The sequence below is a fragment of the Frigoribacterium sp. AC512 genome (assembly GCF_979258295.1).
In genome coordinates this window covers 258,347-271,332 of sequence record NZ_OZ409850.1, presented here as the reverse complement: position 1 = coordinate 271,332, position 12,986 = coordinate 258,347, and the positions used below count along the sequence as shown (strand labels likewise).

At 69.4% G+C, this 12,986-nt stretch carries 12 protein-coding genes; 3 read left to right on the top strand and 9 right to left on the bottom strand.

Features of this window, described 5'->3' with window-relative positions; translation table 11 throughout:
- Nucleotides 1-79: 79 nt before the first annotated feature.
- The gene (locus tag ACZZ97_RS01190) at nt 80-505 is read right to left on the bottom strand and encodes a MarR family winged helix-turn-helix transcriptional regulator (RefSeq protein WP_463471987.1); all 426 of its coding nucleotides are present in this window, start codon (nt 503-505) and stop codon (nt 80-82) included.
- A gap of 85 nt (nt 506-590) precedes the next feature.
- Between ACZZ97_RS01190 and ACZZ97_RS01185 the strand changes: the two genes are divergently transcribed.
- The gene (locus ACZZ97_RS01185; protein ID WP_463471986.1) at nt 591-1,496 is read left to right on the top strand and encodes an SDR family NAD(P)-dependent oxidoreductase; all 906 of its coding nucleotides are present in this window, start codon (nt 591-593) and stop codon (nt 1,494-1,496) included.
- A gap of 565 nt (nt 1,497-2,061) precedes the next feature.
- Here ACZZ97_RS01185 and ACZZ97_RS01180 read toward each other — a convergent pair.
- The 5 genes from ACZZ97_RS01180 to ACZZ97_RS01160 form a co-directional block, all read right to left on the bottom strand.
- Nucleotides 2,062-2,529: an RbsD/FucU family protein gene (locus ACZZ97_RS01180; protein WP_314101085.1), complete on the bottom strand. Its 468-nt coding sequence runs from the start codon at nt 2,527-2,529 to the stop codon at nt 2,062-2,064.
- 81 nt (nt 2,530-2,610) lie between these two features.
- Complete coding sequence (locus ACZZ97_RS01175) at nt 2,611-3,666, bottom strand: ABC transporter permease (protein ID WP_463471985.1); 1,056 nt, start codon at nt 3,664-3,666, stop codon at nt 2,611-2,613.
- Complete coding sequence (locus tag ACZZ97_RS01170; protein ID WP_314101081.1) at nt 3,659-5,266, bottom strand: sugar ABC transporter ATP-binding protein; 1,608 nt, start codon at nt 5,264-5,266, stop codon at nt 3,659-3,661. Before ACZZ97_RS01170 ends, ACZZ97_RS01175 begins: the two co-directional genes overlap by 8 nt.
- Nucleotides 5,263-6,267: a substrate-binding domain-containing protein gene (locus tag ACZZ97_RS01165; protein WP_463471984.1), complete on the bottom strand. Its 1,005-nt coding sequence runs from the start codon at nt 6,265-6,267 to the stop codon at nt 5,263-5,265. The genes ACZZ97_RS01170 and ACZZ97_RS01165 overlap by 4 nt, the downstream gene beginning before the upstream one ends.
- A gap of 159 nt (nt 6,268-6,426) precedes the next feature.
- Entirely contained in the window at nt 6,427-7,374 is a 948-nt protein-coding gene (locus ACZZ97_RS01160) for a sugar phosphate isomerase/epimerase family protein (RefSeq protein ID WP_463471983.1), read from the bottom strand.
- Between the two features lie 183 nt (nt 7,375-7,557).
- Between ACZZ97_RS01160 and ACZZ97_RS01155 the strand changes: the two genes are divergently transcribed.
- Nucleotides 7,558-8,514 (top strand): ribokinase, encoded by a 957-nt coding sequence (locus ACZZ97_RS01155; RefSeq protein ID WP_463471982.1) that lies wholly within the window; start codon nt 7,558-7,560, stop codon nt 8,512-8,514.
- Nucleotides 8,462-9,217, top strand: a complete 756-nt coding sequence (locus ACZZ97_RS01150) for a DeoR/GlpR family DNA-binding transcription regulator (protein ID WP_314101073.1) — start codon at nt 8,462-8,464, stop codon at nt 9,215-9,217. Before ACZZ97_RS01155 ends, ACZZ97_RS01150 begins: the two co-directional genes overlap by 53 nt.
- A gap of 34 nt (nt 9,218-9,251) precedes the next feature.
- Here ACZZ97_RS01150 and ACZZ97_RS01145 read toward each other — a convergent pair whose 3' ends face one another.
- Genes ACZZ97_RS01145 through ACZZ97_RS01135 form a run of 3 tightly spaced genes read right to left on the bottom strand, consistent with a single transcriptional unit; the run spans nt 9,252 to nt 12,969 of the window.
- Complete coding sequence (locus tag ACZZ97_RS01145) at nt 9,252-10,310, bottom strand: ABC transporter permease (protein WP_192042497.1); 1,059 nt, start codon at nt 10,308-10,310, stop codon at nt 9,252-9,254.
- Complete coding sequence (locus ACZZ97_RS01140; RefSeq protein ID WP_314101068.1) at nt 10,307-11,398, bottom strand: ABC transporter permease; 1,092 nt, start codon at nt 11,396-11,398, stop codon at nt 10,307-10,309. The genes ACZZ97_RS01145 and ACZZ97_RS01140 overlap by 4 nt, the downstream gene beginning before the upstream one ends.
- Nucleotides 11,395-12,969 (bottom strand): sugar ABC transporter ATP-binding protein, encoded by a 1,575-nt coding sequence (locus ACZZ97_RS01135; protein ID WP_314101066.1) that lies wholly within the window; start codon nt 12,967-12,969, stop codon nt 11,395-11,397. The genes ACZZ97_RS01140 and ACZZ97_RS01135 overlap by 4 nt, the downstream gene beginning before the upstream one ends.
- Nucleotides 12,970-12,986 lie beyond the last annotated feature (17 nt).

Here is a 12,986-nt window from a genome sequence, read left to right as displayed (position 1 = left end):
CCGACCGTCTCGCGGACGAAGCTCGCCATCCTGGAGGACGACCCCTCTCGCACTGTCCCGCCCCTCCGGCAGACGACGACTAGCTCGGGCGGAGCGCCTTGGCCAGGAGCCGCCCGACGACGTCGAGCTCGTCCTGGCCGAGCGTGCTGAGCGGACCGTGCGCGATGACGGTGTCGATCATGGCTTCCCTGACGTCCTTGCCTCGCTCCGTGAGCGAGACCACCCTCAGCCGACGATCCGACGAGTCCGGCAGCCGCTGCACGAGCCCTCGCTGCTCGAGCTGACCGCAGAGGAAGGTCGCGTTCGGCGGCTTGCAGTGCAGACGAGCTGCGAGCTCCCCCATCGCCATGGGTCCCGCCTCCGGGTGGAGCATCCACAAGGCGTAGGCGGTGTTCATGGTGAGGCCCAGTTCGTCGAGCGCAGGCGTCACCGCCTCCGTCGTGCGGGAGGTGACGTCGAACGCGGCGAGCACCGCGGTGGCCATCGCGGCCGTTCTCGCATCCATGCACGCACCCTACCAACCCCTTCGAGTCTCGAAGTGTTAGGTTCACCACATGATTCGAGACTCGAACTTTCTGACACCGCGTGCCATGGGGACCGCCGCCACCGTCGCCGTGACCGGCGCCACCTCCGGCATCGGGTACTTCATCGCCGAGCAGCTCGCCGAGCTGGGCGCCGACGTCGTCGTCATCGGACGGTCGGAGGCTCGCGCCCTGGCGGCGGTCGAGCAGCTCCCCTCGCCTCATCGGCATCGCGCCCTGGTGGCGGACCTCGAGGACGTCGGCGCCGTGCGATCCGCCGGGGGCCAGCTCGCGGGGCTCGACCACCTGGACGCGCTCGTGCTGAACGCCGGCGTGGCCTCCCCCGCCCGCACCCGTCGACCTGGCCCGTTCGGCGTCGAGCACACGATGGGCGTGAACCACCTGGCGCACGCGGATCTCGTCCGGCATGCCCTTCCCGCTCTGGAGAGGACGCCCGGCGCGCGAGTGGTCCACATGGGCAGCTTCATCACCGAGAAGCACCCCTTCGACCGGTCGGACTGGCTCTCTGACCGCCGCTACCGCCCCCGCACCGCGTACGCGAACTCCAAGCACGCCGTGCAGCTGTTCGGCTTCGAGCTGGACAGGCGCCTCGAGCAGCACGGACACTCGACCCGGTCCGTGGTCGTGCACCCTGGAGCCGCGATCGACGCCCTGACCGTCGACCGGCCGGGGATCCACCGGCGCAGCACACTCACCCGTGCCGCAGCGGCCGTCGTCGGCCCGCTCTTCTCCCGGATCGTCGCCGGCAAGCAGGACGCGGCGCAGTCGGCGGTCCTCGCCGCGAGCGCTCTCGACCTCCCGCGCCCGGCGCACATCGGCCCCGAGGGGCGCGAGACGGGCCGACCGCGCCTGCTGCCCGCACCGCCCGTCAGTCTCGACCCCGCCCTTGGCGCGTTCGTCTGGGACGAGACCGAGAAACTCCTCGGCGCCCCCGTGTTGACGACGCCCTGCTGAGCACGGTCGCGTTGGCAACGGCTTCGTCGACCACCGCAGGCGATGGACGCTCGCTGACCCCTGGCATCGAGGAGGTGTGGGACCGCGAGGGAGGACGTACAGAAAAGGCGGCCCACATCGTGGACCGCCTTCGTTCTGTGCGCCTGGAGGGACTCGAACCCCCGACCTTGTGATCCGTGGCCAGACGCCTCGGAGGGTTGCCGTCACGCCAAGAACAGGCGCTCACTCATTGCGGGCCGGAATGCGGCCGGGTAGCTCCTGCTACCGAGGACCATCGAGTTGCATCTGCCTGGAGCCGTCTAGGACGAGCAATACGGCGAGCGAAGTGAAGGCACGGCAGCAGTAGGCGTCTCTGCCCGGTTGGACGGTTCTGGAAGCGCCGTGGTTCAGACCACCGACGAACCCGATCTGGAGAACGCCTTCGGGTCGATCTCCGCCTCACCCGTGTGGCACCTTCCGACCTTCGTCACCGCCTCTCACACCGACCGCGGCCCGACGACCTCGCGGCGGCCTCCTGCTGCCGTTCGACGCGGGCACCGAAGTAGAGACCGGCGGCGACGGCGGATCACGACGACACAGAGCCGCGGTCGACGTCGATGACGCCTTTACGGAGGATGAAGCAGCCGTACGGGCCAGGGTCCGACGTGCGGACGACGGCGAAGGACCGGCGAGCGGCGGCGTAGAAGTCGAACCGCTCCAGCGCCTCCACGGTGACCGGGTGGCCGGTGAGCCCGTCGAGCGTGGCTTGGAACTCCAGTTGCACCGTCACGAGGCGCTCAGGGTCGTCGACGACTGCCATCCTCCTGACGGGGGCCTCGACGAACGTGTCGAGCGGCATCAGCGAGAGGATCGCAGTGCAGGCTCGAGGGAGGTCGCAGCCAGCGAGGTCGACGACCTTGCCGTGGGTCGTGTGGGCCGCGATGGAGGCTGCCGGGTGGTTCACGTCGCAGAGGAGCAGATCGTCTCCGTGTCCCATCGACATGAGGACGAACAGCAGCTCGGCGGTCAGTGCGCTGTCGATGCCCTTGAGCATGACGACTCCTTCGGTGAGTGGTGGCTGGACGGGACGGCGGCGGGGTCGAGGCGCCGGTGGCACCTGACCCAGCCGCCGTGGTCACTCCCGGGCGGCCGCGCGGGTGTTGAGCTGGTCGAACGCGACCGCGACGAGGATCAACAGGCCGATCGCGATCTGCAGGTAGAACGAGTTCACCGCGAGCAGGTTGCCGCCGTTGTTCAGGACGCCGATCAGCAGCGCGCCGCAGGCGGCGCCGATCGCGCTCCCCCGCGCCCCGGAGAGGCTGGCCCCGCCGATGACGCAGGCCGCGATGGCCTGCAGCTCGAAACCGGTGCCGGCTGTCGGGACTCCCGCCCCGAGGCGGGAGGTCAGGAGGACGCCGCCGACCGCGGAGAGCAGGCCCGCGATGCCGTAGACCGTGATGGTCACCAACCGCACCGGGACACCGGCCAGGCGGGCCGCCTCCGGGTTCGAGCCGACGGCGTAGACGTACCGGCCGAAGACGGTGCGCTTGAGGACGAACGCCGCGATCGCCGCGATGACCACGAACAGGATCAGCAGGTTGGGGATGCCGACGACCGATCCGTTGGCGATCTCCTGGAACCCGTCGGGCAGCCCCTGGATCGTGTTGGCGTCGGTGATGACGAGCACGACTCCTCGGGCGATGCCGAGCATGCCCAGGGTCGCGATGAAGGGCGGGAGCTTGAACCTCGTCAAGAGCATGCCGGTGATGATGCCCAGCACGGCGCCGACCAGGGCCCCGAGGAGGAGCGCGAGGGGGATCGGGACGCCCGCGACGAGCAGCTGTGCGGTGACCGCGCCGGCGAGGCCGAGGATCGACCCCACCGAGAGGTCGATGCCGCCGGTGAGGATCACCATCAGCTGGCCGATCGCCAGGATGCCGAAGATCGACACCTGCCGGGCGAGGTTCGCCAGGTTGTTGCCCGTGAGGAAGTCGTCGCTCGCCAGCGTCAGGGCGCCGAAGACGACGAGAAGGACGATGAGCACGCCGCTCTCGCGGCCGGCGATGCTGCCGAGGGTCGTGACCCGCGGCTTGGACGACGCGCGGGCGGCTGCGGCTGCGGCGTCGTCGCCGTTCCGCACCACTCGGATGGTCGTGGTCTCGATGGGTTCGCGCCACATCAACTTAGGCATGGGGGACTTCCTCGATGTTCTGTCGGGTGACCGGGTCGGAGTGGGGATCGTGGCTGAGCGGCGGGATGCCGTGCAGGTGGTCGGAGGAGTCGTCGACCCCGCCGCTGGCGAGGCGGAGCACGTCCTCCTCGGAGGCGCCGCCCGGCAGCTCACCAGCGACGGCGCCCTCGCGGAGGACGACGACGCGGTCGGCCAGGCCGAGCAGCTCGGGGAGGTAGGACGACACGACGATGACGGCGAGTCCGCGGCGGGCCAGGTCGTTGATGACGTCGTAGAGCTCGCCCTTGGCGCCGACGTCGATGCCCTTCGTCGGCTCGTCGAACATGATGACCTTGGGCTTGGTCAGCAACCAGCGCGCGAGGAGCACCTTCTGTTGATTGCCGCCGGAGAGCGTCGAGACGGGCTGGTCGTACGAGCCGGCGCGGATGCGCAGGCTGTCGAGCAGCGCGTCGGCCTCGTCCGACTGGGCCTTGCCGGGCAGCAGCCCTCGTCGAGACCCGACCCGGAGGCTCGCGATCGTGACGTTCTCGCGGATGGAGAGCTCTGGCAGCAGGCCGAGCACCTTCCGGTCCTCGGTCAGCAGGGCGACACCCGCGTCCATCATCGTGCGCGGGCCGTCCGCCCGGACCACGGCGCCGTCGATCAGGATCTCCCCCGACGCGACGGGCTCGGAGCCGAAGACGCTGAGCAGCAGCTCGCTCCGCCCCGAGCCGAGCAGGCCGCCGATGCCGAGGATCTCGCCGCCGCGAGCCTCGAGGTCGACGGCTGGGCTGTCCGGCGTGCGCCGGAGGGCGCGGAGGCTCAGGCGGGCGGGGTGGACCTCCCGTGCCTCGTCCGGGTAGAGCGACGACACTTCTCGGCCGACCATCGCGTTGATGAGCGTGTCCTCGGTGTAGTCGCTCATCGGGCCGCTCTGTGAGAGCTCGCCGTCGCGCAGCACCGTCACCCAGTCGCCGATCGCGAACATCTCCTCGAGCCGGTGCGTGACGTAGAGGATCGCGACGCCGTCGCGCTTGAACTTGCGGATCTGGTCGAGCAGACGGTCCGACTCGGCCTCGGTCAGCGCCGTGGTCGGCTCGTCGAAGACGATGACCTTGACCGCGTCGGCCGTGACGACCTTGGCGACCTCGACGAGCTGCTTCGTCGCGGCGGGCAGCCGCTCGACGATGACGTCGGGGTCGACGTCGGCGAGGCCGAGCGAGTCGAGGACGAAGCGGCACCGGTCGTGCAGGTCACGGGCCCGGATCACGCCTGAGCGTGACGGCAAGCGGCCCATGAACATGTTCTCGCCGACGGACAGGTGCGGCAGGAGGCTGAGCTCCTGGTAGACGGCCTGGACGCCCGCGGTGCGGAGGGCTCCCGGGGAGGCGGTGGTGACGGTGGCGCCGTCGATGTCGTAGTCGCCCGAGTCTCGGTGCACGGCACCGGTCAGGACTCTGATCAGAGTCGACTTGCCGGCACCGTTCTCGCCTGCCAGGCAATGCACCTGACCGGGGACGAGCTTGAGCGAGACACCGCTGAGGGCCTGGACGGCACCGTAGGCCTTGGAGACGTCGGTGAGCTGCAGGACCGCAGTGCCCTCGGGCTCGCGGACGGTCATCCGTTGGTCTCGGCAGTCTGCGGCTCGAGGAGCGACTTGATCTCGGGGCTGTCCATGTTGTCGCGGTCGGCGATCGCGACGCCGGGGTCGAGGCTCGCGGGCGGGATGCGTCCCTGGGTCGCCATCGCGGCCTCGACGACGCCCTGGTAGCCGAGGAACCAGGGGTTCTGCACGACGAGAGCGTCGATGCTGCCGTCGGCGAGCGCTGCGTTCTCCGCCGGGTCGGAGTCGAACGCGACCACGGCGATGTCGTCGGCGGCGTCGTTGTCCTTGATGGCTGTGGCTGCACCGACGCCCGAGCTGTTGTTGTCGGCGAAGACGCCTACGAGGTCCGAGTTGGCCGAGATCGCGTCGTTCACCTGGGAGGCGGCGGTGCCGATGTCGTTGTTGTTGTAGCTCTGCAGGCTGGAGTCGATGTCGGGGCAGTCGGTCGCGAGGCCTGCGCGGAACCCGGCGTCGCGGTCCTGGTTGGCCTCGATGCCGGCGACGGGCGCCTCGACGAGGACCTTGCCCGTGGTGGTGCCCTGCTCTGTGAGCAGCTGGCACATGCGCTCCCCGGCCGCCGTCCCGGCGAGGATGTTGTTCGTGCCGATGTGGCCCTCGATCTCGGCCGTGACCTTCGTGTCCGCGGTGATGACCTTGATGCCCGCCTCTCGAGCGGCGTCGATCGAGGCGTTGAGAGCCTCGCTCGAGCTCGGGGCGATCAGGATCGCGTCGGCCCCGCGCGAGACGGAGTTCTCGACGAGCTGCACCTGGCCGGCGATGTCCGTCTCTGAGGTCGGCCCGAAGGTGTTCACCTCGATCCCGAAGTCGGCCGCTGCCGCCTCGGAGCCGGCGAGGAGGGTCTGCCAGTAGGCGGAGTCGCTGGCCCGGATGATGACGTCGACCTTCACGCCTGCCGCCGCGCCTCCGTCCCCACCTCCGCTCGGAGCGGCCTCGGAGACGGTGGCCCGACCGCCGACGACGCCCCCGACGAGGGCGACGAGGGCGATGGTCGCCACGAGGGACAGGGAGAAGACAGTTCTAGATCGCGCCATTGCGTGTCCACCTAGGTGTGAGAAGGGGTCGGGTGTTCATGTTCGAGGTGTTCTGGGAGGGCCGGTGCTCCGCTCGACGAGGACCGTCGCGGGCACCGGCCCGGGAGCCCAGTGGCTCGTGGGTCAGGCGGTGTGGCCTGCGGGCGTGGTGCTCAGCAGCTGGTTGCGGAGGCGCTGCGAGGCGAGGCCGTCGGCCTGGTCGATGACCGAGGTGATGTGGTCGACGCCGACCGCCTCGATCTTCGCGATGAGCAGCTCGACGGTGGCGCGGTTGGTCTCCGCCTCCTCCTGTGCGTCTTCGCGGATCGGGAAGGTGTCGAAGTAGATGACGCCGTCGTAGTCGTGGCGGAGCAGGTAGTACAGGAACTCGATCGTCTCGAAGGGGTGGATCGAGCCGATCATGAGCCCGTCGTCGTGGTCGTTGTTGCCGTCGTTGAGGTGGACGCCCCACAGCTTCCCCTCGGCGAGCAGCAGCGCGGCGCCGAAGCCGGGAGCGTCCCCGGCCATCAGCATGTGCGCGAAGTCGAGCGTCGCGCCGACGTTGGGCCGGTCGATCAGCTGGAGGACGTGCAGGGTCTGGCCCACGCTGCGGATGACGGAGTGCACGCGCTCCTCGTAGGGCTTGTACTCGATGCTGATGCGGACGTCGGGGCGGTAGTCGGCGAGCTCCTGGAAGGCCTCGACGATGCGACCGAGGTCACGCGCGTAGTCCTTCTGGAACGTGTAGTCGAAGCCGTCGAAGCCGAGCCAGACCGTCACGAGGTCGCTGCCGCCGAGGGCCGCGGCGTCGATGCCTGCCTTCGTCAGCTCGATCGCCTCGCGGCGGACCGCCTCGTCGCGGTTGCTGTACTCGCCGTGGACGAAGTCCTTGCGGAACCGCATGGCGACGCTGTTGAGGGTCAGTCCGAGCTCGTCGAGGAGGGGCTTCATGTCGGCGGGCTCGATGCCGACGAAGTGCTCGGGGTAGTTGAGGTCGACGTAGTCGATGCCCTGCGTCGCACTGATGCGACGGAGGGCTGCGGCGGTGTCTCCACCGGCGATGAACGAGTTGAGGCGCGTGGCGAACTTCATGTGGGAGACCGTACGGATCATGACCACGCTTGTCAAGTCTCGTCATTTCCGGTCACTCATGTTTGCGCGTCGGGCGTTGAACAGCCGTAAACATGGGCTCAGACCTTTGACAGAATTTGTCATTTTCACCTAAGGTCAAGCAAGACGGCACTGTGTCGTCGACACGATGGAGTGGAGAACGGCATGACGGCGAAGGCCATCGTGGTGATCGGGAGCATCAACTACGACCTGATCGTCAGTCAGGACCGGCTCCCCCGCCGCGGCGAGACGCTCGTGTCGACCGGCTTCCGGAGCGACTTCGGCGGCAAGGGCGCGAACCAGGCGGTCCAGGCGGCGCGACTCGGCGCACGAGTGCAGTTCGTGGGCGCCGTGGGCGCGGACCACTACGGGGCGATGTGCCGCGCGAACCTGGAGCGCGAGGGCGTCGAGTGCCGCCTCCGGCCTACGGACTCCGTCAGCGGCCTGGGACTCGTGAACGTCGTCGGCGACGGGGAGGTGCACGCCACGATCGTGGAGGGCGCCAACGCGATGGTCACGGGCGACTGGGTCGACGTCCACGCCGACCTCGTCGCCTCCGCGGCCGTCGTCGTGCTGCAGAACGAGGTGCCCGCCTCCGCGAACGACCGTGCCGTCGCCCTGGCGGCAGCAGCTGGCGTGCCGGTCATCTACAACGCGGCGCCAGCCAGGCCCGTGGCCCTCGCGACGACTCGCGCCTGCACGTGGTTCGTGGTGAACGAGGACGAGGCCGCCGAGTACCTCGGGCACGCTCTCGGAGACGTCGCCGACGACGACGCCATGCGCGCGGTCGTCCAGGAGCTGACGTCTTACTGCGTGAACGTCGTCCTGACCCTGGGCAGTCACGGCTGCTATGTTTCTGCAGGTCGGCGAGTGCAGTTCGTCAGGGCCGTCGAGGCCGTGGCAGTCGACACGACCGGCGCCGGCGACTCCTTCATCGGAGCGTTCGCCACGGCGCTCGCCGGCGGAGTCGACCCGTTCCAGGCGTCCCGGACCGCGGCCCTGGTCGCCTCGATCACGGTGGCGGGGATGGGTGCCCAGTCCAGCATGCCGACACGGGAGGACCTCGACCATGAAGTCGTTCGCGAGACACCAGCTGATCCTCGACCGGGTCGCACTGGGTGACTCGATCCTCATCGACGACCTCGTCACCGCAACGGGTGCGTCGCCGTCCACCGTGCGCCGCGACATCCGTGAGCTCGAGCGCTCGGGTCAGGTCGTCAGCCTCCGCGGCGGTGCCATCCGCGCCGAGGAGCGCGCCGCCGAGCTCCCCGCCGCCCTGAAGTCACAGATCAACCGAGACGAGAAGGTCGCCATCGCCCGCGCCGCCGCCGCGATGGTCGTCGAGGGGGAGACGATCTACGTCGACTCCGGCACGTCGCTGACCGAGTTCATGATCGCGCTCCCCGACATCGGTGTCCACGTCATCACGTCGAACACCCAGGTGCTCGGGATGGTGCCGCGCCCCAGGGTCACCGTCACGGCGCTCGGGGGCGACTACCTCCCCGACATCGGCTCCGTGGCCGGCACGATGACCGACCGCCAGCTCGAGGACCTCTACTTCGACCGTGCGTTCATCGGCGTCACCGGCATCGACGTCGCTGCGGGCGTCACCACCTTCGACATCCGCGAGGCCAACAAGAAGCGCATCGTGCAGGCGCACAGCCGCGAGACCGTCGTGCTCGCCGACAGCAGCAAGTTCGACGTCGTCTCCCTCTGCCGCGCGTTCAGCTTGTCGGCGTGCACGGTGGTCAGCGATCTCCGCGCGCCGGTCCTCGAGGCAGCGAGGTCGTTCGTGGTCGCGCCGGTCAGGGACGTCAGGGCCTGACCCCGAGCGTGTGGGATCGGCTCCGTCCTGGTCGTCAGGTCTGCCGCCTTCTCGCCATGACAGCGCGCTGCAGGAGCACGAAGACCAGGAGGATCCCCCCGGTGATGATGGTGGTGGCCTCGGGAGGGATGCCTCCGTCTCGCGTGATCAGCACGTTCATGAGGCCGAGCACGAGTGCCCCCACGACGGACCCGAGCACGAAGCCGACGCCGCCGGTGAGGAGGGTGCCGCCGATCACCGTGGCGGCGATCGAGTCGAGCTCCCACCCGATGCCGGTGATGTTCTGCGCACTCCCGAGTCGGGCTGTGTAGATGACCGAGGCGAGCCCGGCGAGCGAACCGCTGATGACGTAGACCGCGAGCTTGGTTCGGCGGACGGGGAGACCCATGAGGGCGGCCGACTGCTCGGATCCACCGATCGCGTAGACGGTGCGGCCGAGGCGTGTGCGGTGCAGGACGAAGAACGCGACGGCCACCACGACCAGCGCGATCAGCACGCCCGGCGTCGTGACGACGTCGTTCACCTTCGGGCCGTCGACCACCTTCATGTTCGTGGCGAGCGACCGGATGGGCGACTCGTCGGCGAGGCGCTCGGGCACCGTGCTGAGGATCGAGGCGAGGCCGCGGCCGAGGAACATCATCGCGAGTGTGGCGATGAACGGCTGTACGTCGAAGAACTGGATCAGCACGCCGGACACGACGCCGGATGCCGTGCCGATGAGGATCATGAGGACCATCACTGCCCACGGGTTCCAGCCGGCGTTGGCGAGCAGCACGCCTGCGACGCTGCTGACGGCGACGATCGCGCCGACGGAGAGGTCGATCCCGCCCGTCAAGATGACGAACGTCAGTCCCACGGCCAGGACGATCACATGTGCGTTGTTGATGAGGAGGTTGGACAGGGTCGCGGCCTGCACGATGCGGCCGTAGGCGATCTCGCCGTAGGCCAGCATCGCGATCAGGATCACCAGGGCGGCGACGGTCGGCAGGGAGTCGAGCCGGAGTCGCATGCGGCGCCGCGGCTCGAGGGGCCCGCTGCCAGGACCAGGTGCCGGCGTCGGGGTGAGGGGCGGGCGGATCGTGGTGGCGCTCATGCGGACACGGCCTCCTTCTCGGTGGGCGCGGGAGTGGGTACCGGACGTCGGCGCCTCGTGAACAGGGCGCGGACGCGCCGGGACTGCAGGAGCACGATCGCGACGATGACGATCGCCTTGAAGGCAGGCGTGGCCGAGGACGAGACGCCCAGGAACACGACGGTCTTGTCGAGCGTCGCGATCAGCAACGCTCCGACGGCAGCTCCGAGCAGGTGGAACTTCCCGCCGGCCAGGGACGTGCCGCCGATCACGACAGCCAAGATGGCGTCGAGCTCGAGCTGGTAGCCGGTGCGGGAGACGTCGACCGTCATGACGCTCGCCGTGGCGAAGATGCCAGCCACGCCGGCGAGCAGGCCGCTGCCGATGTAGGCGGTGAACAGGAGCGCCCGGCGGTCGAGTCCCGCGAGGCGCGCGGCCTTCGGGTCCATCCCGATCGCCTCGATCATGAGGCCCAGGGCGCTGCGTCGCACGAGCGCGGCGACGCCGAGCGTGATCAGGACCGCGAGCAGGAACACGACCGGCAGCCCCACGAGGTAGCCGTTGGCGACCCAGCGGAACGGCTCGTTCGCGGCGGCGGTGTTCTGGCCGCCCGTGATGACCTTCGCCAGGCCGCGGCCGGCGAGCATGATCACCAGCGTGCTGATGAACGGCTGCAGCCCCACGACCGAGACGAGCATGCCGTTGACAGCGCCGAGGACGCCGGCGATCAGCAGAGCCAGGCCCATCGCCGCGAGCGCGACGCCGAGGGAGTCGGAGCCGGCTGCCTTCAGGAACTCCATCGAGACTGCACCCGCCACGACCATGATCGAGCCGACGCTGAGGTCGATGCCGCCGGTGGCGACCACGAGGCACATCCCGACCGCGATCATGAGCACAGGGGCGGCTGCGCGGAGGATGTCGATGAGGTTGCCCACGAGGTTGCCCGTGTCCGGGTTGACGGACAGAGCGAGGTAGCCGGGGTCCTTCGCCACGTTGATCGCCAGCAGCAGGACGATCGCGACCGTGCCCCAGACCCAGGGCCGGTGCAGCACGTCGCCGAGGCCGTGCAGGCCCAGGCGCCTGGTCACGGGGGTCGTCGGGTCACTCATCGGGCTGCCTCCTCAGGCATGGTGTGGGGGACGGTCTCGAGAGGGACCTCGGAGACGCCCTCATCGGCGATGGCGGCGACGATGGACTCGGCAGTGACGTCCGGTCCGGCCTCGAGCTCCGCGATCTTGCGGTGGTCCTTCAGGACGACGATCCTGTCGCTGAGCCGCACCACCTCCTCGAGTTCCGAGGAGATGAACACGACGGCGACACCCGTGTCGGCGAGCGCCGCGACCTGCTCCTGGATCTCGGCCTTGGCGCCCACGTCGATGCCGCGGGTGGGCTCGTCGAGGATCAGCAGCTCCGGCTCGGTCGCGAGCCACCTGCCGAGCAGCACCTTCTGCTGGTTGCCGCCGGACAGGTTCCGGATGGGCCGATCAGGATCGGCCGGTCTGACGTTGAGCTCGGTGAGGTACTTCGTGACCACCCTGTCCTTCTCCTTCGCGGAGAGCGGCCGGGCCCAGCCGCGCTTGGCCTGGACGGCGAGCACGAGGTTCTCGCGGACGCTGAGGTCACGGATGATGCCCTCGTCACGGCGGTTCTCGCTCGAGAACGCGATGCGGTGCTTGAGAGCCTTCGCGGGAGAGGAGATGGCGACGGGGACGCCGTCCATGGTCACGGTTCCCGTGTCGGGTCGGTCGACGCCGTAGAGGAGGCGAGCGAGCTCGGTGCGGCCGGAGCCGAGGAGCCCTGCGAGGCCGACGACCTCGCCGCGACGGAGCGCCACGTCGGTCGCGTCGAGCGAGCCCTTGCGGCCGATCCCGGTCGCTCGGTAGACGGGCTCGCCCTCGGCCACCTGTCGGCTGGCCCGCTCACGGTCGAGGGAGCGGAGGCTCTGCAGGTCTTTCCCGATCATCTCGGCGATGAGCCCGGCCCGGTCGATGTCGCGGGTGAGGTGCTCCCCGACGAGCTTGCCGTTCCGGAGCACGGTGAGCCTGTCGCTGATGGCGAAGACCTGGTCGAGGAAGTGGGAGACGAAGAGGATGGCGACTCCTTCGTCGCGGAGCCGTCGCATCACTCGGAAGAGACCCTCGACCTCGTCGGCGTCGAGGCTGGAGGTCGGCTCGTCCAGGATCAGCACCTTCGCCTCGACGACCGTGGCGCGGCTGATCGCGACGAGCTGCTGGAGCGCGAGGCTGAGGGAGGAGAGCGGGGTGCGGGGGTCGAGATGCCCCAGGCCCACACGGGCGAGGACCTCGGAGGCGGCGGCGTGCGTCCCCTTCCAGTCGATCCCGAACCGGCCGCGCCGCTCGTGGCCGAGCATGACGTTCTCGCCGATGGTGAGGTTGGCGCAGAGGTTGACCTCTTGATAGACCGTGGAGATCCCGGCGGCCTGCGCATCGGCGGTGCCGGAGAGCCGGCGCTCGGCGCCGTCGACGACGACGCGGCCGGAGTCGATGCCGTAGACGCCCGTGAGCGCCTTGATCAGCGTCGATTTCCCGGCGCCGTTCTCGCCCATGAGCGTGTGGACCTCGCCGGGGAAGAGCCGGAGGTCGACCCCGTCGAGGGCTTTGACCCCGGGGAAGGCGATGGTGATGGCTTGCATCTCCACGATCGGACTGGATGCCTGCATGGCGTGTGCTCCTTGTC